At 60.6% G+C, this 24,171-nt stretch carries 25 protein-coding genes; 12 read left to right on the plus strand and 13 right to left on the minus strand.

Translation table 11 applies throughout. From position 1 onward, the window contains the following. Positions 1 to 116 precede the first annotated feature (116 nt). The 4 genes from cmoA (at position 117) to ACURWW_RS05935 (ending at position 2,793) form a co-directional block, all read left to right on the plus strand. Positions 117 to 857 (plus strand): carboxy-S-adenosyl-L-methionine synthase CmoA, encoded by a 741-nt coding sequence (gene cmoA / locus ACURWW_RS05920; protein ID WP_445616057.1) that lies wholly within the window; start codon positions 117 to 119, stop codon positions 855 to 857. Continuing rightward, complete coding sequence (gene cmoB / locus ACURWW_RS05925; RefSeq protein ID WP_445615963.1) at positions 857 to 1,831, plus strand: tRNA 5-methoxyuridine(34)/uridine 5-oxyacetic acid(34) synthase CmoB; 975 nt, start codon at positions 857 to 859, stop codon at positions 1,829 to 1,831. The genes cmoA and cmoB overlap by 1 nt, the downstream gene beginning before the upstream one ends. A gap of 81 nt (positions 1,832 to 1,912) precedes the next feature. Further along, positions 1,913 to 2,266: a helix-turn-helix domain-containing protein gene (locus ACURWW_RS05930; RefSeq protein ID WP_445615962.1), complete on the plus strand. Its 354-nt coding sequence runs from the start codon at positions 1,913 to 1,915 to the stop codon at positions 2,264 to 2,266. Then, positions 2,263 to 2,793 carry a hypothetical protein gene (locus tag ACURWW_RS05935; protein ID WP_445615961.1) on the plus strand — a complete coding sequence of 177 codons (531 nt, stop codon included), beginning with the start codon at positions 2,263 to 2,265 and terminating at the stop codon, positions 2,791 to 2,793. The genes ACURWW_RS05930 and ACURWW_RS05935 overlap by 4 nt, the downstream gene beginning before the upstream one ends. Here the strand turns inward: ACURWW_RS05935 and ACURWW_RS05940 are convergent. Next, the gene (locus ACURWW_RS05940) at positions 2,790 to 3,386 is read right to left on the minus strand and encodes a GNAT family N-acetyltransferase (RefSeq protein ID WP_445615960.1); all 597 of its coding nucleotides are present in this window, start codon (positions 3,384 to 3,386) and stop codon (positions 2,790 to 2,792) included. The two genes, ACURWW_RS05935 and ACURWW_RS05940, sit on opposite strands and share 4 nt — an antisense overlap. Positions 3,387 to 3,616: 230 nt before the next feature. Here ACURWW_RS05940 and ACURWW_RS05945 point away from each other — a divergent pair, with 230 nt between their 5' ends. Together ACURWW_RS05945 and ACURWW_RS05950 are read left to right on the plus strand one after the other, a co-directional pair. Then, the gene (locus ACURWW_RS05945) at positions 3,617 to 5,080 is read left to right on the plus strand and encodes a DNA-3-methyladenine glycosylase 2 family protein (protein WP_445615959.1); all 1,464 of its coding nucleotides are present in this window, start codon (positions 3,617 to 3,619) and stop codon (positions 5,078 to 5,080) included. A 3-nt stretch (positions 5,081 to 5,083) separates the two neighbouring features. After that, entirely contained in the window at positions 5,084 to 5,602 is a 519-nt protein-coding gene (locus ACURWW_RS05950; protein ID WP_445615958.1) for a methylated-DNA--[protein]-cysteine S-methyltransferase, read from the plus strand. Between the two features lie 19 nt (positions 5,603 to 5,621). Here ACURWW_RS05950 and ACURWW_RS05955 read toward each other — a convergent pair whose 3' ends face one another. Both ACURWW_RS05955 and ACURWW_RS05960 read right to left on the minus strand, forming a co-directional pair. Next, on the minus strand, positions 5,622 to 6,233 hold the full coding sequence (locus ACURWW_RS05955; protein ID WP_445615957.1) for a DUF6151 family protein: 612 nt from the start codon (positions 6,231 to 6,233) through the stop codon (positions 5,622 to 5,624). A gap of 124 nt (positions 6,234 to 6,357) precedes the next feature. Then, positions 6,358 to 6,831 (minus strand): GFA family protein, encoded by a 474-nt coding sequence (locus tag ACURWW_RS05960; protein ID WP_445615956.1) that lies wholly within the window; start codon positions 6,829 to 6,831, stop codon positions 6,358 to 6,360. Between the two features lie 139 nt (positions 6,832 to 6,970). Here ACURWW_RS05960 and grxC point away from each other — a divergent pair, with 139 nt between their 5' ends. Beyond that, positions 6,971 to 7,207 carry a glutaredoxin 3 gene (grxC, locus tag ACURWW_RS05965; protein WP_445615955.1) on the plus strand — a complete coding sequence of 79 codons (237 nt, stop codon included), beginning with the start codon at positions 6,971 to 6,973 and terminating at the stop codon, positions 7,205 to 7,207. A 12-nt stretch (positions 7,208 to 7,219) separates the two neighbouring features. Here the strand turns inward: grxC and ACURWW_RS05970 are convergent, their stop codons facing one another. The 3 genes from ACURWW_RS05970 to ACURWW_RS05980 all read right to left on the minus strand — a co-directional run bounded on the left by ACURWW_RS05970 (position 7,220) and on the right by ACURWW_RS05980 (position 9,580). Next, the gene (locus ACURWW_RS05970) at positions 7,220 to 8,254 is read right to left on the minus strand and encodes an NAD(P)H-dependent flavin oxidoreductase (RefSeq protein ID WP_445615954.1); all 1,035 of its coding nucleotides are present in this window, start codon (positions 8,252 to 8,254) and stop codon (positions 7,220 to 7,222) included. 36 nt (positions 8,255 to 8,290) lie between these two features. Continuing rightward, positions 8,291 to 8,959, minus strand: a complete 669-nt coding sequence (locus ACURWW_RS05975; RefSeq protein WP_445615953.1) for a hypothetical protein — start codon at positions 8,957 to 8,959, stop codon at positions 8,291 to 8,293. Between the two features lie 261 nt (positions 8,960 to 9,220). Further along, positions 9,221 to 9,580, minus strand: a complete 360-nt coding sequence (locus ACURWW_RS05980; protein ID WP_445615952.1) for a YciI family protein — start codon at positions 9,578 to 9,580, stop codon at positions 9,221 to 9,223. Between the two features lie 281 nt (positions 9,581 to 9,861). Between ACURWW_RS05980 and ACURWW_RS05985 the strand changes: the two genes are divergently transcribed. Next, positions 9,862 to 10,851, plus strand: a complete 990-nt coding sequence (locus ACURWW_RS05985) for a cytochrome-c peroxidase (protein WP_445615951.1) — start codon at positions 9,862 to 9,864, stop codon at positions 10,849 to 10,851. A 128-nt stretch (positions 10,852 to 10,979) separates the two neighbouring features. Here the strand turns inward: ACURWW_RS05985 and ACURWW_RS05990 are convergent, their stop codons facing one another. Both ACURWW_RS05990 and ACURWW_RS05995 read right to left on the minus strand, forming a co-directional pair. Next, positions 10,980 to 12,389, minus strand: a complete 1,410-nt coding sequence (locus ACURWW_RS05990; RefSeq protein WP_445615950.1) for an aldehyde dehydrogenase family protein — start codon at positions 12,387 to 12,389, stop codon at positions 10,980 to 10,982. A 73-nt stretch (positions 12,390 to 12,462) separates the two neighbouring features. After that, positions 12,463 to 13,113, minus strand: a complete 651-nt coding sequence (locus ACURWW_RS05995; protein ID WP_445615949.1) for a glutathione S-transferase family protein — start codon at positions 13,111 to 13,113, stop codon at positions 12,463 to 12,465. A gap of 174 nt (positions 13,114 to 13,287) precedes the next feature. Here ACURWW_RS05995 and ACURWW_RS06000 point away from each other — a divergent pair, with 174 nt between their 5' ends. The 4 genes from ACURWW_RS06000 (at position 13,288) to ACURWW_RS06015 (ending at position 18,045) form a co-directional block, all read left to right on the plus strand. Further along, positions 13,288 to 14,061 (plus strand): ABC transporter ATP-binding protein, encoded by a 774-nt coding sequence (locus tag ACURWW_RS06000; protein ID WP_445615948.1) that lies wholly within the window; start codon positions 13,288 to 13,290, stop codon positions 14,059 to 14,061. Further along, entirely contained in the window at positions 14,058 to 15,056 is a 999-nt protein-coding gene (locus tag ACURWW_RS06005) for an ABC transporter substrate-binding protein (protein ID WP_445615947.1), read from the plus strand. Before ACURWW_RS06000 ends, ACURWW_RS06005 begins: the two co-directional genes overlap by 4 nt. Before the next feature lie 123 nt (positions 15,057 to 15,179). Further along, entirely contained in the window at positions 15,180 to 15,935 is a 756-nt protein-coding gene (locus ACURWW_RS06010) for an ABC transporter permease (RefSeq protein WP_445615946.1), read from the plus strand. A 130-nt stretch (positions 15,936 to 16,065) separates the two neighbouring features. Continuing rightward, positions 16,066 to 18,045: a 4Fe-4S binding protein gene (locus ACURWW_RS06015; RefSeq protein ID WP_445615945.1), complete on the plus strand. Its 1,980-nt coding sequence runs from the start codon at positions 16,066 to 16,068 to the stop codon at positions 18,043 to 18,045. Positions 18,046 to 18,346: 301 nt separating this feature from the next. Here the strand turns inward: ACURWW_RS06015 and ACURWW_RS06020 are convergent, their stop codons facing one another. The 5 genes from ACURWW_RS06020 to ACURWW_RS06040 form a co-directional block, all read right to left on the minus strand. After that, complete coding sequence (locus ACURWW_RS06020; RefSeq protein WP_445615944.1) at positions 18,347 to 19,237, minus strand: PhzF family phenazine biosynthesis protein; 891 nt, start codon at positions 19,235 to 19,237, stop codon at positions 18,347 to 18,349. A 171-nt stretch (positions 19,238 to 19,408) separates the two neighbouring features. After that, a complete protein-coding gene (locus tag ACURWW_RS06025; RefSeq protein ID WP_458618445.1) occupies positions 19,409 to 20,125 on the minus strand; it encodes a DUF481 domain-containing protein in 717 nt (238 codons plus the stop codon). Positions 20,126 to 20,404: 279 nt separating this feature from the next. Next, on the minus strand, positions 20,405 to 21,337 hold the full coding sequence (locus tag ACURWW_RS06030; protein WP_445615942.1) for a DMT family transporter: 933 nt from the start codon (positions 21,335 to 21,337) through the stop codon (positions 20,405 to 20,407). 45 nt (positions 21,338 to 21,382) lie between these two features. Beyond that, on the minus strand, positions 21,383 to 21,772 hold the full coding sequence (locus ACURWW_RS06035) for a hypothetical protein (RefSeq protein ID WP_445615941.1): 390 nt from the start codon (positions 21,770 to 21,772) through the stop codon (positions 21,383 to 21,385). Positions 21,773 to 21,990: 218 nt separating this feature from the next. Next, positions 21,991 to 24,036 (minus strand): acyltransferase family protein, encoded by a 2,046-nt coding sequence (locus tag ACURWW_RS06040; protein ID WP_445615940.1) that lies wholly within the window; start codon positions 24,034 to 24,036, stop codon positions 21,991 to 21,993. Positions 24,037 to 24,171: the final 135 nt, after the last annotated feature.

Consider the following 24,171-nt stretch of genomic DNA (forward strand, 5'->3'; position numbering starts at 1 on the left):
AAACGCGCCGCGTCCCGTGCGCTCCCGACACCGGGCGTAGCGCCGGTGCGCGGTGCGAATTGCGGCGCCGCGTCGCCCGGTCTAAAATCGCCCGCTTTCAGCATCCGGCCACCGCCATGAGTTCCGAGCAGCAAACCGACACCATATTCGCCAATCCACTCGACCAGATTGAAGACTTCCGCTTCGATGAGTCGGTGGTGGCGGTCTTTCCCGACATGATCAAGCGCTCGGTGCCCGGCTATCCGGCGATCATCAGCATGATCGGCGAGCTGGCGGGCCGCTATGCACAGGCGGATTCCCGCTGCTACGACCTGGGGTCCTCCCTGGGCGCGGCGACTCTCGCCATGCGTCATGGGATCAAGGCCGAAGGTTGCAGGATCATCAGCATCGATAACTCCGAGGCCATGATCGCCCGGGCGGAGAAGATCCTCGAACAGGACGACGGGGGAGCATTGCCCGTGGAGCTGCGCTGCGAGGACATCGCCCACAGCGAGATCAGCAAGGCCTCGGTGGTCGTGCTGAACTTTACCCTCCAGTTCATTCCCGTGGAGCAACGGGCGGCACTGATTCAGCGCATCTACGATGGACTGCTGCCGGGGGGCGTCCTGATCCTCTCGGAAAAAGTGTGCTTCGCCGACGGGCAGCACCAGGCGCTGATGACCGAGCTGCACCACAACTTCAAGCGCGCCAACGGCTATTCGGACCTGGAGATCGCTCAGAAGCGCTCCGCGATCGAGAAGGTGCTCATCCCCGAAAGCCTCGCCACCCATCAGCAACGCTTCAGAGCGGCGGGCTTTGCCAGCGCCGATGTGTGGTTTCAGTGCCTGAACTTCGCCTCCATGCTCGCCATCAAGTAATGCAACAGTATTTTCAGCACCTCGAAAAAGACCTTCACGGCACGGCCCTGGAAGAATGGGTCCCGCACATCCCCAAGTGGGTGCGAAAAGGCCTCGACCCCAAGCGTTACGGCGATCTCCCGAAATGGCGAAGCGCCCTGGAGCAACTGCCGCCGGTGCAGACATCCAGTGTGGACCTGGTCGGCTCTGTGCGGATCGGGGAGCCGGGCGATACCGACTCAGACACCCGGCTGCAAATCGAAGCCCGGTTGCGGGCGCTGATTCCGTGGCGCAAGGGGCCGTTCGACATTCACGGCACCCATATCGATACGGAGTGGCGCTCCGACTGGAAGTGGGACCGGGTGCTGCCGCACATCGCCAGCCTGGAGGACCGGCTGGTGCTGGACGTGGGCTGCGGCAACGGTTATCACTGCTGGCGCATGCTGGGGGCTGGTGCGAAACGGGTGATCGGCATCGAACCTTCGCCCCGGTTCATCATCCAGTTCCTGATGACAAAACACTTCGCACCGTCCTGCCCGGTGGACCTGTTGCCCAGCACTCTGGAGAACATCGCCCCTCCCCTGCCGGTGTTTGACTCGGTATTCTCCATGGGGGTGCTCTATCACCGGCACTCCCCCATTGACCACCTGCGTCAGCTCAAAGCCATGTTGCGGCCCGGTGGCCAGCTCATACTCGAGACTCTTGTGGTACACGGTGGCGAGCGAACCGTGCTGGTGCCCGGCGGGCGCTACGCCATGATGAACAACGTATGGTTCCTTCCAAGTCCCGAAAACCTGCTCATCTGGTTGAGCAAGGTGGGGTTCCGCAACCCCAGGGTCGTCGACGTGAATCAGACCACTGTCGAGGAACAGCGCGCCACGGACTGGATGACCTTCCACTCCCTGGCAAACTTTCTGGACCCGAACGACCCCGGCAAAACTGTCGAGGGCTACCCCGCCCCTACTCGCGCCATCCTGGTGGCGGAGAACGACTGATTCCGACCGGCGAGTCGCCCCAAGGCTGGGTCTCGCAGAACGGGCTTGGCAGCCGGTATCCAATCGGATACCATCCAAGGCATGCATACACAAACCTCCCCCACAGCCGTCCCCACCCCTCCCGCGGGAATCACGCTTCGGGCCGCCCGCGAGCGAGCCGGAATTTCCCTGCGGGAACTGGCACGCCGCGCCGGCACTTCCCACGCCACACTGCTGGCCTACGAAAAAGGCCGGAAGAGCCCCACCGTGGATACCTTCCTGCGGATTCTGGATGCCTGTGATCAGGCGGTGGATCTGGAGCTCTCCCCCCGCGTTCGCCGGGCGGATGGAATCGATCGGGGCCGGGAGCTGGAAGAAGCGTTAAATCTGGCCGCCCAGTTTCCGGCGCGCCACAGCCCCACCCTGGATCTGCCCCGCTTCGGCGCCCGCCCGTGAATCTTCCGGAAAAAATCGTCGCGCTTCACCGGCAGCTCGAGGCCGCCGGCCTGCCCCACGCCTTCGGCGGGGCCCTGGCCCTCGCCTGGTGTACCCTGCGAGCACGGGGCACTATCGACATCGACATCAACATCTTCGTGGACAGCGAACAGTACGAGTCGGTACTGAGCGCGCTGCCGGATGCCATCGAATCCTCGGACAAACAGCGCCGCGAGCTGGTGCAGGAAGGTCAGGTTCGGCTCTGGTGGGAGCAGACGCCGGTGGACGTCTTCCTGAATACCACGGATTTTCACCAGGAGGCTGCCCGTCGGGTCCGCTGGGAGCAGTTCATGGGCTGTTCTGTCCCCTTCCTGTCCTGCGGTGACCTGGCGGTGCTCAAAGCCTTTTTCAACCGCACCCAGGACTGGGCCGACCTGGAAGCCATGAGCGCCGCCGGAACCCTGAACGTGAACAAGGTCAGCGCGGTACTCATCCACTACCTGGGCGCCGACGACGAGCGAATTGAAAAACTGCAAACCCTGCGCTAATCCCGGTCGCGGGGGTTGATCAGCGCCGTAAGCACGTGGTCCTCCCAGCGCCCGTTGATGCGCAGATACTGCTTCGCGTAACCCTCTTTCTCGAAGCCCAGGTGCTTCAGCAAGCCCCCTGAACGATCGTTGTGCGGCATGTAGTTGGCCATGATGCGATGCAGATGGAGCTTGTGGAAGGCATAGTCAATGACGTGCAGGCACAGCTGCTTCATGTATCCCTGCCCCTCGTAGCGGTGATCGACGGAATAGCCCATATAGCAAGCGTCCAGGGGCCCCCGGGCAACCCCCGTCAAAGAGCAGGTTGCGATGACCGCGCCGCTGCGGGTATCGACCCCGAGAAAATAATAACCCCGCCCCTCCCGCTGCTCCTGCTCACGGTACCTGAGCCGTTCAGCCCAGGCCCGCCGCCCGTGAAAGCCCGGTGGCCGACCCGGCTCCCAGGGCATCAGGTGGGCTTCATTTTCCGTGTAAAAACGGGTAATCGCCTCCGCATCCGCAACGGAGCACAGTTTGACGGCCATGACCTCCTCTGTCTCAGTGGCGCGGCCCCGTGGCGACAAATCGCCGGCTGTGGTTGATGTGGCAGTCACGTCCGCTCACTCCTTTCGTTGGGGAACCATTGCTGCAGTTTTGCTGCAATAAAGCGTACCGCACACCCGGGCAACGCCCTGTGTCGCAGTACACCCTCCTGCGCCCCATCGTAATTGCAGCGCTAACGGAAAATGCAAATTGCCGTCCAGCGACGGCTTTACCCGCGCGTCCGCGGGATCATGTCCGAAAATGGCCACCTGCCGGCCAGCAAGGCGGCTAGAATGGCCCGATGATGACAACTCCTCTCGATCACGCCTATTGTTACGCGGCCATTCAGTCCCGCGACCCCCGTTTCGACGGGCTCTTCTTCGTGGGCGTTTCCACCACTGGCATATATTGCCGGCCCATTTGCCCGGTGCGCATGCCGCGTTCGGATCGTTGTACGTTTTACCCGAACGCTGCCAGCGCAGAGCAGGCCGGCTACCGCCCCTGCCTGCGCTGCCGACCGGAACTGGCGCCGGGCAATGCCAAGACCGACGCCGTCAAACGTGTGGCTCACCTTGCGGCGGAACGCATCCGGGCCGGCGCGCTCACCGACGCCAGCCTGGAGGAACTGGCCGCGGAATTCGGGCTCAGCTCCCGGCAGCTGCGTCGCGCCGTGGAATCGGAGTACGGGGTCAGCCCCATTTCCCTCGCATTGACCTATCGGCTGTTACTCGCCAAGCAGTTACTGACAGACACGGACCTGAAAATCATCGATGTCGCCTTTGCCAGCGGTTTCTCGAGCCTGCGGCGCTTCAACGATGCCTTCCGAACCCGCTACCGCCTCAACCCCTCAGCCCTGCGCAAACGTCGCGCGCAGAAAGGGGCGAACGCCATGGACCGGGCGATTGTGCTGCGCCTGGGTTACCGACCGCCCATTGCCTGGCAGCAACTGACCGGCTTCCTGTGCAGCCGTGGCAATTCCCGGGTGGATCGCCTGGCGGACAATCGCTATCTGCGCACTGTGGAGCTTGGTGAACACCGGGGTTGGATTGCCGCCCTGCCGGATCTGGATCGGCGACAGATCTGCGTGGAGGTGTCCGCCTCCCTGCTGCCTTGCCTCATTCCGCTGCAAGCCCGCTTGCGCGCCCTGTTCGATCTGGACGCCAGCCCGGAAATCATCGATGCGCATTTGCAGCGGGACCCGGCCCTGAAACCTCTGGTCGGGCTGAGTGCCGGCCTGCGAGTGCCGGGGACGCTGGATCCGTTCGAGTTGGCGCTGCGGGCAATACTGGGCCAGCAGGTCAGCGTGAAAGCGGCCAGCACCCTGTTCGGGCGTTTCGTGGAACACTTTGGCTCACCGGTGGACACCCCATTCGACGGTCTCGATCGCTGCGCACCGAGCGCACTGTCCGTTGCGGAGGCGTCCCTTCAACAGATTATCGATCGGGGGCTCACCCAGCGACGTGCGCACACCGTCCTCCATCTCGCGCGCAGCATCGCGGGCGGCACACTGGAACTGGACCGTGGCGAACGCTCCGAAACCATTCGGCAGCTCTTGGAAATACCAGGCATCGGGCCCTGGACCGCTCAGTACATCGCCATGCGCGCATTGGGTGACCCCAATGCGCTGCCGGACTCGGACCTGGGTCTGGTGCGCGCCCTGAGTCTGAACAAACCGGCGGAAGTACTTCGCCGCGCCGAAAGCTGGCAACCCTGGCGCGCCTACGGTGCCATGCACCTCTGGAATCACCTCAGCTCGGGAGGATGAACAATGAATTTTTACACCGTGATCGACAGCCCCATCGACCCCCTACTGCTTACCAGTGACGGAGAGCACTTGACCGGTGTCCACATGGACGCGGATCTAAGCCTCGGCAAGTTGCGCGGAGAGTGGCGCCAGGATCCTGTGCCCCTGCAGGCAGCTGCAGACCAACTCCGGGCCTATTTCGCGGGAGAACTGGAAACTTTCGACTTACCGATGAAGGCGGCGGGAACGACGTTTCAGAAAACGGTCTGGCGGGCGCTTTGCGACATCCCCTTTGGCGAAACCGTCAGCTACAAGGACATCGCCGAGCGCATCGGATTGCCAAAGGCCGTGCGCGCCGTGGGTCTTGCGAACGGTCGAAACCCCATCGCAGTGGTGGTGCCCTGCCACCGTGTGATCGGCGCCAGCGGCAAGCTCACCGGCTACGGCGGGGGGCTGCCCCGCAAGCAATGGCTGCTGATGCACGAGAACCGCCAGGGCGGGTTACTGAACGCAGCGCCCCTTCAACCACCCCCGGGCGAATAATTCCCCCAAGCTGTCCGTGTCAGGCTGCGCTTCCGGGCGGTTCGCTGTTCAGCACCAGGGGCTCGCGTTTGGGCCGGCCGTCCGAATCGAAAAAGGGGGACGGTTTTTCCTCGCCGCGCAATTTCGCCTTCAGGGTCATGAAGAGCAGGCGGGGGAAGGAGGCCAGCGGAAACCCATCGCTGACCGGGTGGGGTGGTTTGCTGCGAGCATCGCGTCCCTGAACATAGTCCCGCACCGGCCCAAGGATCCGGTCGTGCTCCTGGAGGTTGGCGATAAAAGTGTGTACAACGCCCACGATGGGCATTCCAGCCACGGACGTGTTCACCAGCGGGGTGTGACAACAGCGGGCGTACCAGCGAATGATTCCGTTCGGGCTCAGCCGCATGCAGGCCAGCGCGTCTTCCCCTGCCGTAATGACGATACGGCCCTGGCTCATCTGGAAGATATCGGTTCCACCCCAGGCATCCAGAACCTCCGCCTCCTTTTCCAGAAAGCGCGCAAACGCCTGGCAATCACTGCAATAGCACACCACCCGATTGCCCGCCTGGGGCGACACCTTTCTGGCAACGCCTTTTACGGTGCCGCACGCGCACTGCAGTCCAACATCTCTCGGTTGCGTTCCGTGTTTCATTTTTTCATTCCCATTTTTTGCCGGAGTCCTCTCCCAACTTTTGTCAGGGCAATCTTTGTCAGGTAATCAACTCTGGGCCAACCCGAAACCGCGATCACAACAATAGCCGGCCAAACAGCTTGCCTCAAGGCGTCACAAGATTGAGACGCTCGTGCCATTCGGCAATGCTCTCCCGGGGGTACTCAGCAAAACATTGATCCCGCGGGCCGGCATTCACTTCCACCCACGGCGCTTTACTGCCCAGCATCAGGTGCGTTCGTTCCGGGGGAACGGGCAATTCCGTATCGATGGCAGAGGCGAAGGGGTGGACCAGCTCCGGCCAGCCGGGATCGTACAGCCAGAGAGCGCTTCCACAATACTTGCAAAAATGGCGCGCCCCGGTGCTCTGCTGGCCGTCGATCATCGCATGATAGACGTTGATGTGTTCCCGCCCCTCCACGCTCAAGGTCTCGGAGCGACCGCCGAGATTGATCGCATAGCCACCGCCCCCCGCCGTTTTTCGGCAGATGGAGCAATAGCAAAGGTTGAATGGATAAGGATGCGCGGATTCCAGCTCAAAGCGCACCGCTCGACAGTGACAGGATCCTTTCAGCAACATGGTCGTTCTCCCTGGAGTGGCTTTTGCCTTGGACCGCGCCCCCGGGTATCCTGCTCAGCCACCACACCCGGGACCCTGAACGGGCCCGCGGCAGTACTGTCATATCCTTCGTGTCAAAGCCGTAGAGAGATGTAGAACCATGCACCCGATTACCGTGTACAGCTCCAACTGGTGTGGCTTCTGCCGCGCCGCAAAAGCTCTGCTGAAAGAGAGGGGGCTGGAATTCCATGAGATCGACGTTACCGCCGACCCGAACAGGAAAATGGAAATGATGGAGCGCAGCGGACGCCGTACGGTCCCGCAAATTTTCTTCGGCGACGAGCACATTGGGGGATACACCGACCTGCGGGACTACTTCGAAGAACAGGAGCTCTGAAGTCGGCGTGTGCTACTGCATACCCGCAAGCCAGCGCGTAATGTCCGCAGCCGGCCGGGCTGACAAGCGCTCCAGGTTCTGCCCCGCCCACAAGGGCGTAAAATCGCTGCTGCCCGACGCTTCAGCCTTGCGCCGCAGGGCAGCGACCGCGGTCGTGGCCAGGGGAAAGTCCGGCGCCGCCGGACTGATGGGCCCCAATTCGCGCATGATGCGATTGACTATTCCCCGGGCCGGGCGGCCGGTAAACACATTGGTTACTGCTGTCAGCGCTGCCGCCGGACTTTGCAACGCCTCGCGGTGCAAGGGGCCCGTGGTCGCTTCCGGGCATAACAGGTAGGCGCTTCCCGCCTGAACCCCGGCCGCTCCCAGTTGCATTGCGGCCCGAACGCTCGCCGGACTGGCGATTCCGCCCGCCGCGATAACCGGCACGTTCACCGCCGCAACAACCTGCGGCAGCAAGGCGAAGGTACCCATCTGTGTGTTGAGGTCATCGTGCAGAAAGAGGCCCCGGTGCCCGCCGGCCTCCAAGCCCTGCGCAATGATGGCGTCAGCGCCGTGCTCTTCCAGCCAGCGCGCCTCCTCCACCGTCGTTGCGGACACCAGAACCTTCGCTCCCGCGCTCTTCACCCGGCTCAGTAAATCCGGTTTCGGCAAGCCAAAATGAAAACTGACTACCGCGGGCCTGACCGCCTCCACCACCTCAGCGGCGGCGGCATCGAAGGGTCGCCGCCCGGGGCCCGCGGGGATTGTGTCCGGATCGATCCCAAGCTCGGAAAAATAAGTTGCCAGGGCATTGTGCCAGTCGCGTAATTGCCGGGGCTGAGGTTCAGGCAAGACGTGGCAGAAGAAGTTGAGGTTGAACGGGAGCCCCGTCTCCTTGAGCGCCTGCGCCTCCCGGAACAGGGTGTCGCGATCGAGCATCGCGCAAGGCAGGGAACCAAGCCCCCCTGCGCCGGAGACCGCCCTGGCGAGCGCGCCGTCCTGCACCCCCGCCATGGGAGCCTGGATCACCGGGAGCTCAATCCCCAGCAATGAACACAGATTCATCGTGTGACTCCTTCCTGAGTTGAGATTGAACAGCGTTTATAGTCGCGCACGGCTGCGCTCTTTCACGCAATTATCCTCCATGCAATTTTCCTCGGGCCGCCCAAAGTCCACAGAGAAGACCCACCCGGATGACCAGACCGACAAGCCTGACAGAGCCACAAAAAAGTAGCCCATGAGTTCTGCGCACTCTTCCCAGAATACGTTATGGGGAAGGCCGCTCAGCTCTTCGAATACCTGCCCGGCAACCAGCGCGAGCCCGGCCAGGCCCAGGAGTCGACCGGCCCGGGAATTCAGAAACCGCGGCAGAGCCAGCAGATAATACTCCAGTCGACGTAGCGCCAGCACAGCAAGTGCCAGGGCAGCGCTCCCCAGCAGCAAGGCACGGCCAGTGCCATGGCCAAGAGTAGCCAGCATGGTGCCCGGAAATATTCTTTCCAGGTCAACCTCCCGCAACAGAAATATGCCGCAGAGCAGGATGCACCCTGCATTGATCAGTCTTTCCACTTCTGTTTGCAGAAACATGGACAGCAAAAATGCCAGGGCGGCCATTGTGATAAAGAGAGCCTGCAGGTTCTCCAGCAGACCATTCTCCTGATAAACGGACAGGTCGGCGGACACAAACACCGCCCAGGCGGAACTCAGTAAACCTGCCGAAAGAATCGCAAGATGAGCGACAGAAAAGGATCGAAACAGTTGTTCAGGCACAGGGCTTCCTTACATCGGACGGACCCCGACCGCACAGATTTGCGGAACGGGCCGTTAAGACAAGTTGGTGTAATGCAGGCAGAAGTCAGGGAGAAGTTTGCCGCAACAAGCGTGTTGCCGAGCGGGTAGTCAGTACTGCCTGATCCTGCAAGAGGGATAGAAAATGTTCCGCAATGACTTGCGAATAAACTTCGATTCTACGGCCCTCCACTCACATCGGCAATAAGCCTGGCAAATGACGGACATTACTTGACTGCTCGCTTAAACTGCGGGCAATCGATTTTCGATATTTTCCAGCGGCCGCACTTCCACGGTGCCCACTTTGGCTGCGGGAATTCGCGCAGCCACCGCCCGCGCCTCCGCCTCACTGTCCACGTCGATCAGGAAGTATCCACCCAACTGTTCGTTGGTTTCTGCGAAAGGACCGTCAGTGGTAATGGTCTGGCCGTCACGCACCCGCACTGAACTGGCGGTGGCTGTTGATTGCAGGGGCGAGGCCGCCACGAAGCTGCCCTCCCGCTCAAGTGCATGGCAAAGGTCGACGGAGTCCGCAAGATAGGGCTCCCGATCTTCCCGACTCCAGACTGATTCATTGGTGTAGACAAGCAGCAGGTATTTCATGGGTGAGATCTCTAAAGCAATGTTTGGGATAGTCGCCGAAGCGGGGCCCGGATCGACAGGGGCAATCCGGCTGTTCCCGGTTCGCGGCACCGATGCAGGAAAAGCGCTTCTTCATCTGTTAGAATCGGGCGCCTCGGATCGGGCTCCCTGCGCCCGGCCCGCCTGGTTTCACAGGTTTTACTCGCATGTTGGGGCAACGGGGATTCAGAACCGTACGGTCCTCAAACATGCTCGCACCCTTCCGGGGCGCAACCGCTGTCGTTGTAGAGAGGATTTCCATAATGCTACGAGTTACCACCGCCATTTTGGCTACCGTCCTGAGCGTCTGCGTCAGTGCAGCGCCTCGACAGGAACCCATTCAGCCCATCGAACCCGCTAAGGTCGATAACCCAGCCAAAGTGGAACTGGGCAAGAAGCTGTTTTTTGATCCGCGCCTGTCCCGCTCTGGTTTCATTTCCTGCAACTCCTGCCACAACCTGAGCACCGGTGGAGCGGACAACCTGCCCTCCTCTGTTGGCCATAGCTGGCAGCAGGGCCCGATCAATTCACCCACTGTGCTGAACTCCAGCATGAACGTGGCCCAGTTCTGGGACGGCCGAGCGGCCGATCTCAAGGAACAGGCTGCCGGCCCCATCGCCAACCCGGCTGAAATGGCTTCCAGCCACGATCTCGCGGTGGACATCGTCCGCTCGATCCCGGGCTACGTGGACGAGTTCAAGTCCGTTTACGGTGATAAGACCGTCAACCTTGACCGGGTAACCGACGCAATCGCCGCGTTTGAAGAAACCCTGGTCACGCCCAACTCACGCTTCGACCAGTGGCTGAAAGGCGACGACAAGGCGATCTCCAAAACCGAACTGGAAGGCTACCAGCTCTTCAAGAGCGTTGGCTGCGTGGCGTGTCACAGCGGCCCTGCGGCGGGTGCCAACTCCTTCCAGAAAATGGGCATGGTCAAGCCCTACGAAACCGATAACGAAGCGATCGGCCGCGCCGCCGTGACCGGCAACGAAGCGGAACGCTTCAGCTTCAAGGTGCCCACTCTGCGCAACGTTGCCCTGACCTACCCCTACTTCCATGACGGCTCCGTCTGGACCCTGGAGGAAGCCGTGGACACCATGGCAGAGATTCAGTTGGGGCGGGATCTGTCTGACAAGGAGATCGGCAAGATTGTCGCGTTCCTGAAGACCCTGACCGGCGACCAGCCTCAGTTCGCCCTGCCCATCCTGCCGCCGTCTACCAACGAGACCCCGCGCCCCCAGCCTTTCGAATAAGCAGGGCGCCGACTGCGGACAAGTGGATGCCCTCTCGGGCATCCACTCACCGAGAAAGGCGTTCTACCCTGCCCCGCGCCCTTCCATAATCATCGATCGTGCCGGTCCCGCGCTCGGTGGTGACTTCCCTACTTCCTGATATTCACCACGTGAACCTGGCAGAACTCCTTCAGGCCCGCTTTCCCTGACTCAACCCCCAGGCCCGACTGTTTTGCGCCGGCAAAGGGAACCAGGGGGCTCAGTGCCGGATGCTGATTGACCCAGGCCGTGCCCGCGTCCAGGCGTCGTGCTATGTCCGCGGCACGCTCCGGGTTCGAACTCCAGACGGAACCCCCCAGGCCGTATTCTGTGGCGTTGGCCCGGCGTACGGCGTCATCGATGTCGCTGTACCTGATCACGGGCAGAATCGGGCCGAAGGTCTCCTCGTCCACAAGCGGACAGCCCTCCGCAACATCGGCCACGATGGTCGGTTGCAGGAAAAACCCGTTGGCCCCAACGGTTTCACCGCCCGCCACGATGCGCCCGCCTCCCGACTTCACGCTGTCGAGAACGGCCAGTACACGCTGGTATTGCAGACGGTTCTGGATCGGCCCCAGCACCGACTCCGGATCATGGCCGGGCCCGACCTTGGTCTCCTGGGCGATGCGTCCCAGAGCCTCCACGAGTTCCTCATAAACCGTTTCGTGGACGTACACCCGTTTTATGGCCACACAGGTCTGTCCTGAATTTACGAAGGCTCCCATAAACAGAGGTAGGGCAACTTTGTCCACGTCCACATCGTCGAGCACGATGGCCGCATCATTCCCGCCCAGTTCCAGAGTGACCCGCTTCAGATCGCCTGCGGCGCTTTGCATGACCTTTTTGCCGGTGGCAATGGAGCCGGTGAAGGAGATCTTTTTGATAGCCGGATGGGCCGTGAGCCTCGGGCCCAGGCTGTCATCTCCCGAGAGGATGTTCAGCACACCCGCGGGAACAATATCCCTGATCAACTCCCCCAGCCGCAAAGTGGTGAGAGGCGTAAAGGGCGAGGGCTTGAGAATCAACGTGCAGCCCGCCATGAGGGCGGTAGCGAGTTTGCCGATAGCGATACCGAAGGGGAAATTCCAGGGCACAATGGCTGCGGCTACGCCCAGTGGCCGGTAGTGCAGTTCGACCCGGCTTTTCTGAACGTCCTGAATCACCTCCGGTTCAAGTTCAAGCTGTGCACGCTGTTCCAGTCCCGCAGCGCCCTGCTGCAAAACCTCGCGCTCCGCCTGGGTCCGGGACTTACCCTGTTCCGTAATCAGCAAATCGATGAGCTCGTCGGAGTTATCCCGAATTGCCGCCACGATCCCCAGCAGAACCTTGCGCCGCTCCCCCGCCGTGGTGTGTCGCCACGATTCAAAAGCCCGCTCTGCTGCGCCAATCGCTCGCTCAAGGTCCGCGTCGGTGGCATTGGGCGCACGACCAGCGAGGGATTCGTCGGCGGGATTCATCACATCAAAGTGTTCTGATCCCGCAACCCGTTCGCCATTGATCAACAGGTAAAAATCTTTCATTCGAGTCTCCTGAACTTCTTTCCCGGTTGCTTCCGAATATTCGTCAGACTGGCACCACCTCGGCAGGGCACAGTCAGATTCCGCGCTCCTCTGCCGCGATGGTTTCCGTTTCACTGCGTGCATCCTGCAACCACTTTCTCAGTGCCGGTTCGCGCAGCAGATAGCTCATGTAGTCCGCCGCCGGCGTACGCAGTGCGATGCCGTAAGTCTGAAACCGGAAGACCAGAGGTGCGTACATGCAGTCGGCAATGGAAAACTCACCGAACAGAAACGGTCCTTCCATCCCGTATCGGGCACGACAGGCCGTCCAGATTTCTTCGATGCGCTGAATTTCCGTTTGCGCCTGCGCGCTGACCGGCACCTTGCGATCACTCGCCCGACAATTCATGGGCAACTCGCTGCGCACCGCGGGGAAACCCGAATGCATTTCCGCGGAGTAACTTCGCGCCTCCGCACGGGCCCGCCAGTGCCCCGGCCACCCGCGTCCGGCGAGATAACGTTCGGATACATACTCACAAATCGCCAGAGAATCCCAGACCACCAGATCGCCGTCATGCAGCACGGGAACACGACCGGCCTTGCTGTAACGGGCGATCTGATCGCGGGTTGTGGGTTGATCCAGAGGAATGCGAATTTCCTCGAAACCCAGTTTGTGATAAGTCAGCAGGAGCCAGGCTCGCAGCGACCAGGACGAATAATTCTTGTTGCCGATAATCAGCTTCATTGTCGTATTCCCTATCTCTTCCCATGTCTCTTCGCGCGGGATTTGCCCGAACTTTTGTCTATATGAACCTCGGAAAAAGCTATGAGCGCAATTGGATCTTGTTCGTTATAATCGTCGTCATTCAAGCAACAGGTTCGCCTATTGCTTTCAGTCATAACCTTATCTCCAAAAATTATGAAGCTTCAGTTCGAACAGGTGGCAAAACAGTTCGGCGATCTGCCGGTTATTGAACAGTTCGATGCCAACATCGCCCCTGGCGAACTGGTTGCGCTGGTCGGTCCGTCCGGCTGCGGCAAATCGACCCTCCTGCATCTGGTTGCGGGTCTCGAAACGCCGAGTCGGGGGCGCATTCTTACGGATGGTAAACCCATTACCGGACCTCACCCTTCGCGCACCCTGGTGTTTCAGGAGCACGCACTTTACCCCTGGCTCACCCTCCTGGACAACGTCGCGCTCGCGCTCGAGTTTCAGAACGTGCCGCGCAAGGAGGCACGAAGCCAGGCGCTGCAATGGCTGCAGAAGGTAAAGCTGGACGGCTTTGATCATTACTACCCGCATCAGGTCTCCGGCGGCATGCGTCAGCGGGCAGCGCTGGCCCGGGCCTTTGTGGTTCGCCCCGAAGTGCTGCTGCTGGACGAGCCCTTTGGCGCCCTCGACGCACTTACCCGCATGACGCTCCAGGACGTGCTGCGGGATCTGATCCGCGAAGAGCAGCCCACCGTACTGCTGGTCACCCATGACGTTGACGAAGCACTGTTCCTCGCCGACCGCGTTTTGGTATTCGGCCCTCGGCCAACCAAGGTTATGAAGGAAGTTACCCTGGCCCATCTGCCCAAAACTCACGACTTGTCAGTTTTCAGCAAGGAGCGGCGTACCATCCTCTCCCTGCTGGGAATCGATTCGGAGGTCCCTGACCCTGAAACCGTAACCGGAGGAGACTATATATGAAACGCTGGCCCATCCCCACTATTGCATTCCTCATCGCCAGCCTTTGCACCCTGGCCCTGTCCGCCCACTCGGCGGAAAAAGTCCGCATCGGTTATGTCCGGGTAATGGACGACGCCCAGGTCATGGTGGCCTACGAGGGCGGTTTCTACAAAAAGCATGGGCTGGATGCGGAGCTGGTTGAGTTCGGTTCCGGCACCGACCTGATCAAAGCCATTGTCGGGGGTCAACTGGATCTGGGCGTACTCGGTTTCTCCAACGCCTTTACCTGGGCTTCGCGCGGAGCAGACCTGAAAATCGTCGGTGGAGCACAGCACGGCTACCACTCGATTGTTGTGCGTAACGACAGTGGCATCGAGTCCGTCGCGGACCTTGAAGGGCGCAGTCTCGCCTCCCAGAAGGAAGGCAGCACAGCGGACATCGTACTCAAAGGGGTTGCGCTGAAGGATGCGGGCCTGAGCGCGGACGACCTGCAGATTCTCGGTGTCAAACCCGCCGTTGCCGTGCAATCCCTGGTGGGTAACCGGGTGGAGGCCGCCTTCCTTTTCGAACCTTACGATCGCATTGCGCAACTGGTCGCTCCCGTCACCCAGATCTATGAGATCGGCAAGGTATGGCCCTTCCCCTGCATGGTGGTGATCACGTCTGGCGATACTCTGGAAGACAAGCGCGCGTTGATCTCCAAGGCGCAGGACGCCCAGCGGGAGGCCATTGATCTGCTGGAAAACAAACCCGCCGAAGCGGCCGACCTGATCGCCGACTACTTCATCGCCGAGCCAACCCTGGAAACCCTGGAGCACGGTGAAATGCCCCGGGAAGAAGTCATTCGCCAGGCCATCGAAACCCAGACGTTCAGCCCGGTGCTCACCGAGAAGGAAGTGGCCCGCATGCGCGAACTGGCGGGCATCATGGAAGAGCGCGGCATCATCCGCGCCGGCACTCTGGACATCGACCAGGTGCTGGATCTGTCCTGGCAGAAAGAGCGCGGCCTGCAGTAAGTCCGCGCGCAGTTGTCCCCGCCTTCAAGGGCAATAACAGAACTCAGCGCGATCGGTGATCGCAAGCTGTAGACCCGGCGCGCGGGAAGCCAATCCCGCGCGTTCTTTTTACGAGTTGTGCCAATGTCTCGCTTTCACAAGGTTTTCGCCACCTTTGCCGCCATCTTTTTCATTCTTCTGCTCTGGCAAACCGCCGCCTGGACATTGCCCGTCTTTCTGATGCCCGACGTCCACATAGTCGTGGAGCGACTCTGGCAGGACGTGCAGCTTGCGGAGTTTCGCGAGGGTCTGGCAAGCAGCCTGGTTCGCCTGGGCATTGGCTACGGCTCGGCACTGGTGTTCGGCATTCTCTTTGGCCTCGTGGGCGGCGTGCTGTATTTCTTCCGCTCCGCACTCAAATCCGCCATTGTCATACTTCAGTCCATCCCTTCCATCGCCTGGGTGCCTCTGTTTCTGATCCTGATGGGCTTCGGCAACATGCCAATCATTGTGGTGATCGCCATTGGCGCATTCTTTCCCACCGCCTTGAGCGTGATGAACGCAACGGAAAGCGTACAGAAGGTGCATGTGTCCGCGGCACGGGTTATGGGCGCGTCTCGCGCAGCCCTGCTGCGCCGGGTCTACCTGCCCGCCGTGATGCCGGAACTGATCACCGGCGCACAACTGGCGTTCGGCAATGCCTGGCGGGCGCTGATCTCAGCGGAGATGATTGTCGGCTTCGGGTCCGGGCTGGGTCGCTCCCTCGCCTACTCGGGGGAGATCGCGGACATGACCGGCGTGATGACCAACATCCTGGTGATTGCCATTCTCGCCACGCTGATCGACCAGGTGGTCCTTGAGGGAGTCAAGCGCCGGGCTTTGCGGTACCAGTACCTGTAAGCGTGATCGCGCACGGGTGATCTGTACCCGCCGTGTTAAGAATCGACAATAAAGATCAATGATCACCACCTGAGAACCGGAATCACTATACTGGTTTCCCATCATTCCAATAAGAATCCCGGGAAGCCCTATGCGTGCTGTTGTTCTGGCCATCCTCCTGATCCTGGCTCACAGCCCTGCCCTTGCCAAAACCCCGTTCACCACCCAGGTGGATCCGGCCTGGTTCCGCGAGGTAATGCCCTCGGCAGAAACCTTTGCAGACAAGAGCGGTGATCCGCCGGTCATTCGCGGCTATCGGACCCGCCCGGAATCCGGGGAACGGGAACTGGTGGGATTTCTCTTTTTCAGCAAGGATCTGCCTCCGGAGGAAAAGGGTTACAGCGCGCCCATCGACATGCTCATCGGCCTGGGCACCGACGGGCGCCTCACGGGCCTGAAGGTCCTCAATTATGTGGAGTCCTACCGCTATTCCCGCGGCGATTTTCTCGCCCGCGAAGGCTTCCAGGAGCAGTTTCGCGATAAACCCATCAACGACGAGTTTCGGGTCCGGCGGGACCTGGACGGAGTCTCCAACGCCACCATCAGTAGCTGGGCCATCGCCCGTACCGCTCGCACAGCGGCCCGTAAGGTGGCCACAGCCTACCTCCAGTACGAAGAAGGCGATCAGCTGGCCAAACAGTGGGCCGCAAACGCCCGGGAGCAACTGGATCAATGGTCCTGGCAGGATCTGCTGGACCGGGGCATGGTGGCCCAGGGCCAGGTGGCCACTCCCGTAGGAGAGCCTCTGCAACTGTCAATTGCCTATATGGGCCGCCGGGTGCTGGGCGAATACCTGGTGGGGGATGCGTACGAAAAAGCGGAGCGGGACGCGAGCATCCGTTTCGATACCCCGGAGATGCTGCTCTTCGCGGTCGGTGGCGAGTCCTCTCAGTATTTTCGCCAGGAGAGGCTGGCGTTACAGCAGGGAGATGCACCGCCCCGCCGAATCCATCCGCGCAGGATCGTTAACGCCGGGAACGCGGATCAGGGCGCTATCGCCGGCCACGCCACATTTGCGGGCGCGGTTGTACTCGAAGGGGAACTCAATTTGAGCCAACCCTTCGCGGTGGTCTATCAACCCCTGGGCGGCGAAGATCTGCACCTGGAATATCAGCTCGACCAGTTGAGCCTGGCAATCTCCCGCGATGAACCCATACTGTCCCTGGAAGAGATCGAGAAAGCCCGCCTGGCTGAGGCCGGCCTGTTTGAACGCTTGCGTCACGACCCGCCCTGGGGGGAAACACCCTGGGCGAAGGTGGCAATGCTGCTGATGATCTTGGCCCTCGTCATGGCCGCTTTCCTGCGCAAGAGCAGTGCTCTGCGCTGGACCGCCCTGACCTTGACCCTGGTCTACCTCGGTTTTGTGGATGGCGGTTTCCTGTCCGTGTCCCACCTTACCGGCGTCATCATGCAGGGGCCGGAGATTCTCCTCAACAACCTCCCGGCCCTGTTGATCGTCACCTTCACCCTGGTGACCACACTGCTGTGGGGGCGCGTGTTCTGCTCATCCCTCTGCCCCTTTGGCGCGGTACAGGATTTTATCTCGCGATTTGTTCCCCAGCGCTGGCAACGTTTCAAAGTGCCCCAGGTTCTGCACGACCGTGCGCTATATATCAAGTACGGGATTCTGGCGCTGATCCTGGGCAGTGCTCTGGTGCAATCACAAGTGAGCATCTTTCAATACTTCGAGCCTTTCGGAACATTGTTCTTTTTCAGTTCCTCGGTGCTCCTGTGGACGATTCTGATCGCCATCCTGGCGGGTTCGGTGTTCATTCCCCGCTTCTACTGTCGCTACCTCTGCCCGCTCGGCGCGGCGTTGGGCGTGGTCTCTCTGGTGAGCCCCTTCCGCATCAAGCGCGTGCCCCAGTGCGAAGTGTGCAAAGTCTGCGAGAACGCTTGTCCCACCGGCGCCATTCGCGGCCCGCAAATCGATTTCAAGGAATGTGTGCGCTGCGATATTTGCGAGAGCAAACTGATAGAAAAGGCAGGGTCCTGCCGGCACAGCATAGAAGAGATTCAGAAAAGACAGAAAAAAGCCCAGGTGATCGCCGTCGACACGTCGGTTGGGTGAGGCCAAGGGCCGTAACCCAACAGCGCGATCCCATGTTGGGTTACGCTTCGCTAACCCAACCTACAAACAACGCACTACCGCACCACGTAGGTTGGGTTAGGCCGTAGGCCGTAACCCAACAGCACCGACCGACCCGATGTCGGGTTACGCTTCGCTAACCCAACCTACAAACAACGCACTACCGCACCACGTAGGTTGGGTTAGGCCGTAGGCCGTAACCCAACAGCACCGACCGATCCCGTGTTGGGTTACGCTTCGCTAACCCAACCTACAAACAATCCATCGAACCCGCTCGACCCATTCAACTAATCTCGATGAAACCCTCGGCAACCATCACACTGGGACCACCGACCCGCGCTTCAACCACGTCTCCGTCCTGCTTGAGAGCTTTCACATGAAGCACGCTGGGACGCCCCATTTCCACCCCCTGGGCTACGGTCCAGTGGAGGTCTGCATCATCCTGCGGATGATAGTGGGCCAGCAAGGCACCCAGGGCGACGTTGGCACTACCCGTGGCCGGATCCTCCGGCACGCCGCTCAGCGGTGCGAACATCCGGCTGCGGATCTGAAATTCGTCGTCGCTTCGTGTGTACACGTGGATCATGTGGGACGGTGACTCCAGGTCCTTTAATGCCTGCAGGTTACATCGCGCCCGGGCCAGCGTTTCCGCGTCACGGACCTCCACGAACAGGAACGGCAGGCCCACAGAGGCCACCTGGGGCGCGTGCGTAGCCAGCACCACATCGTCACGCTCCAGGGACATAACCGCCGCTACCGACTCGGCGGCTACAGTGGGGCCGAGTTGCAGCGCCTCGGGCGCCAGCAGTTCGCAGTGCACCAACCCGGCCTCGCCTTGCTCGACCCGTACCGGCACAAGGCCGGCTTCTTCCTCAAAGACCAACTCGCCGCCATTGGCCACCGCAACGTCGCCGGTGGACGCCAGCACGAATGCGGTCCCCACGTTGGGGTGCCCGGCAAACGGGACTTCCTGTGCGGGGGTGAATATCCGAATCTGGCGGTGGCCACTGCTCCGGGCCGGCAGCACGAAGGTGGTCTCGGAGAAATTGAATTCCCGCGCGATCTGCTGCATCTGTGCGTCGGAAAGTCCATCTGCCTTTGGGAGTACTGCGAGTTGGTTGCCACCAAAACGGTGACGGGTGAAAACATCGCAAATGTAGTAGTGGTATCGCATGGCAGGCGTCCTGGGGTTGAGTTGTCGGACTGGGCGGGCATAGTAAATCAGCCACTTGCCCCATGACAACGACCGGTGACAGCGCGGCGGGATCGAACAGCAGCGATAAATCAGGGGCGGGCAGCGCCCGGGAGCAGCGAAATGGCCGGGGCGCGCCGGAAATGACCCGCTTCAGAACTCGTACACGAGGCTGACGCTGGTCTGGGTGTCGGTGTTCTCCCGATCGGGCGGTACGTCGGAGATGTGACGGGCCTGGAAGGCGATTTTGGTCGCCAATTGACCAATCAAAGTGGAAACCAGGCCGATCTCGAATTTGGAGACCGTGAGGTCTTCGCCGATCTCACTGGTGAGGCTCTGGGTCATGCTCGCGGAATCGCTGAACGCCCAGTCGAGGCGCTCACCCAGTGTGAGAATAGCCTCGCCCTCATCTTCTTCGATCACATAGGCATTGTGGCGATAACCGAGGCCTGCGTAGGTTTCAAGCATCAGGTCGTCGCGATTGAAGAAGTAGTGACCGTAACCGACCGAGGCCGTGGCCTGGTAATCGAAGCCGGTAAAACGATCGTCCGTATAACTGAGCTTTCCGAACAGGTAATCGTCGTCGCTGATCTGAAAATCGGACTTCCCTTGAGCAAAATAGCGCTCGCCATTGGTCACCGATTCCTGCTCCGTATACAGCCCCTGAAACTCCAGCGAGTGCACCCAGTTTTCATTGCGCCGGGTATACAGCATCTGGGTTTCAAAGGTTTGGCTTTCGGTGTTCCCGGTGGTTCCCACGTAGCCCAGCGAAATGCTGGCATCGTAGGGGCGCACATCCTGGGCGTGGAGGGCGAAGGGAATGAGAGCACTTGTTGCCGATACAAATACCAATGCGCGTCGCGCCTTCATGGGGACTCCTTTCTCTCCCGTCGTGACTTGGCTCCAGAAGACACAGATGAGCTTGCGGAAGTTCCGCGCGACGGATATGGCTAAAAACGCGGCATTCTACAGCATCAGTGGAAACGGAACAGCTTTTCCATTAACGGACGCACCTTGGCAAGGTCCGCAAGGCGATCCCGGCTCGCATTCCGAAAACCCAGCGCAAGGAGGACCACGCTCCCACTACCACTGCCGCGGAGCCCCAGAACTTCATCCACCCCTATTGCATGGCTTCGACGATGTTCACGATTATTCGTCCTCCACCTGTGCGGTGGTAGCGATCGACCCGCCCCAGTGAAACAACAGGCTTCCGCCCACCACCAGAATGGCGGCCAGCAACAGATTGGGCGGCGGCGATTCGTTCAGGGCGAATACGGCGATGATAGTGCCCACCAAAGCGGCAACGATGCCGATCTGGCTCAGGTAAACGGGCCCGGCAATCTTCTGCAGGATGAAGAAGAACAGATACAGCACCGAGAAGATGGCGGTTTCCGCCAGCAACAGCGTGTGCGGCACGCCTCCCGCAAACAGCTCCGAAAACCGCCCCGCTTCGGCGACCATCGCCACCGGCGCGAGGCTCAAGGCCGCGCCCAGCATCATCAAAGCAGCAAGGTAGATCGGCCCACCCCGCTCGGGCCAGCGCGCACTGCGGTAGATGTTACCGATCGCCAGCAACAACGGCATGGCCAGCACCACCAGGGACCATCCCAAGCCCACATTCGGGGCGCCAGCCTGGCCGGAGGCCAGCAGCAAACCGGCGCTCAACCCCAAAACCACACCCAGCAAGCGCGCCGGCCGCAAGCGCTCCATGCGGAGCAGCACTGCCAGCAGCCAGGTAATCAGAATAGGAAACGCGAAGCTCAGGGAGACGAACCCTGCCCCGACCCGGCTCACAGCAAGAAACCCCAAGGCCTGGGGAGCGGCCAGCAACACGCCCGAGACCAGCCCGTACTCGAGGCTGCGCCCATCGAGCGGCATCTCTTGCCGGCCAATTACAGCCATGCCAATCAACGCCAGACCGGCGCCGCCCATGGCCAGAGTCAGAAATGTCAGGCGCGGCAGGTGTGCGCCGTCTGCCTTCTTCATGACCATAACGGACAGGGCAATCAGGCTGCCTACCAGGATCAGGCATCCGAAAGCGTAAACGGCCCGCTTACGCGCCTTTGCGATTCTGTTCTGCATAAAAGTCGACCCAATTTTTGAACCACCTGGAGGGGAAACCAGGAACTACTCGCCGGTGCCTGCGTCGGCCTCCGGGCAGCGGTACCGAACAAAATCGGCTCCGTAGGTAATATCTGTCAACTGCTCCCCTTGCTCCGACAACCGGAAGTGTCGAAAGGACGACCAGCGCTCCCCTTCCCCCTCCAACTGCGCGATCAACGCAAGCTCCTCGTCGCCCTGAGTGGCGAAAACTTCAATGACTCCCCTGCTTTCGTAGAACGCGATCCAGTTGCTGCCGATTCGCAAGCGTGAGGCATTGCGGCCGGTGCCGCAGTCTGCAATTGTGCGATTCCATTCGCCCTGAAACTGCGGCGGAACATCCCGCGCAAGGGCCGCTCCGTTCAGGCCGGGCACCACGGCGAACAGCAGCACCGTTTGCATTGTATTGATCTTCATCGCAAAACCTCGCTCTCAACCCACCAACACGAAAATGCGGGCCCAATTATGCCTGACGCCAACAAGAAATAGTGAGCACGGGGAGGATTCAGACGGATGCACTTCGGCGAGCGGACGCGCTTGATCTGACAACGTCCGTCAGCTCGCCCGTTCCGCAGGGATTGAGAAGCGGATTGTGTTCACGAGAGGAGCGGGCTGCCCAAAGGCAGCCCGCGGTTTTATCTTGGTTTTTTCTGCCACTGCCCGAATGTCGGCGCTCCCGTCCCGCCGCTGGCCGGAACCGGCAGCAGACTGCCGGCCTGTTCGCGCACGGCGTGGTCCATAGCCAGGGCAATAAACTCCACGTAGGTTCGGCTCAGGTGATGGGTATCGAAGTACATCAACCGATTGGCGAACACCACCGGGCAGCTTTGATCCGTGCAGATCAGATCGCTGAAGTCCACCGAGTGAAACAACGGCATCCTGGCCTCATACGGCTCCGCAGGATTCTCCTGCAGGAAAAGGTCTGTCACCGGCCGCGCACATTCTCCTGCGGTCTCCAACTTGTTCCACAAGCACACATTGGGATCGCTCTCGAACCAGGGATTGTCGCGAATACCGAGCACCGGAATCCCGAGCCCGGTTATTTCCTGCCATTTTTCCACGTAGGCGTTCGGCACCACCTCGGGGACCGTCCACTCGTTCTCCCGGTCCAGTCGAGTGGAGTTGGTTACCACCAGATCGGGCTTCAACTCCTTGATGCGCCCCACAATTTCGTTATTGAAGGTCTCGCAACGCAGGTCCATCCCTTCCAGCCATCCCAGTGCACAACTCATCTGGACGATGGTGACGACCTTGAACCCGTAACGCTTGCCGAGCACGGAAAAGGCGGACTCCCACTGGGCCGCGTGAGACCCACCTACGATGGCCACGACCCGATCGGAATCCAGGTCACCGTACTCGCACAGTTCACCAGTCAGACAATGCATGATCGGCTCGGCTTTGTTGTCGTCCACCGCCGCAAACTGACTGAGGTCCACCCCACTGGCATCATGCTGGATGCCAATGCGCTGCCCGGTAAAGTAGCGGGGATCCGCCGCTGTGCTCTCTTCAAACTTGTCATACAGGGATACCGCGTACTGGCGAGCGCCAACGGCAGGCAGCATGGTCGGCACAAAAAACAGGAAACCCACTGCGTAGGATGGCCAAAGGCGCGTTTTGGGAAGCAGCCGCAGGGGCCGTTCCACCGCCTTGGTGGTGAGCCAGGACAGGCCCAGGGATGCGAGCACCACCACAAGCCCCTGCCACAGATTCAGCTCGATACTCTCGAAGTAATACTGGGCATAGACAAACAGCGGCCAGTGCCACAGGTACAGAGTGAAGGAAAAACCGCCAATGGCGACCAGCCAGCGTGCGGACAGCAGCCGCGAAGCCAGGGGCAGGTAGCGGGCATTCGCACCGGACACAATCAGCAGAATGGCGCCCGCAACCGGGAGCAACGCGATATAGCCCGGAAAGTTCACACCCCGGGGCACCATCACCCCCGTCGCGAACAGAATCATCAACCCGGCGACACCGCAGAGAGAAACCAACACGGGGCCGAGCCGCAGATGCGGCAACACGAGGGCCAGCAAACCGCCCGCAAGAAACTCCCAGAACCGGGCGCCTGTATCGAAGTAGGCCGGCGCCGGCATTCGACCGGTAGCAAGTAGCGACCAGGCGAAAGACAACAGCAGAACCGCGCCGAGCAGCCCGATCAGCGGGCGCAGGGAGCCTGCACGCCTGGCCAGCAAAAGCCCTGCACCCAGAAGAAGTGGCAACACAAAGTAGAACTGCATCTGCATGGACAGGGCCCAGTATTGCTGGAAAGGGCTGGCCGGATTCTCTCGCGCCAGATAATCCACCGAGAGTCGCAATAGCTGGAAGTTCTCAATATGCAGGGCGCTGAAGAACAGGTCGTTGAGACTGACGCGCCAAAAGGAAGGGGGCAGAAAAAAGTAACCTAGAATCAGCGTGGCAAATAGAACCAGGTAGGCTGAGGGTGACACCCGTTTGACGATGTTCCCCCAGAACAGAAAGGGCCGGAGTCTTCCCTCCCGGGCACATTGTCGCAATAAAAGGCCCGTCATCAAGAATCCGGAAACCACAAAGAACACATCGACACCGCCGGACACCTTGCCTACCCAGATATGGTAAATCAAAATCAGGATGGCACCGATGGCACGAATGCCCTGAATATCCTGCCGATAAATGGCCTCGGCATAGGGCGCAAACAATTTCTTCACTCTTTCCACTCCCGCCTGCAATACAAACGCCGCAGGTCCACATCCATGTGTCGCGGGGAGATGGTAGCAAAGCCTTTGTAAAACCCGGTGCCCCTTTTGAAATAACTGGCACTGCAAACGGCCCGAAGTGAGCCA

It is taken from the genome of Gilvimarinus sp. F26214L (genome assembly GCF_054401055.1).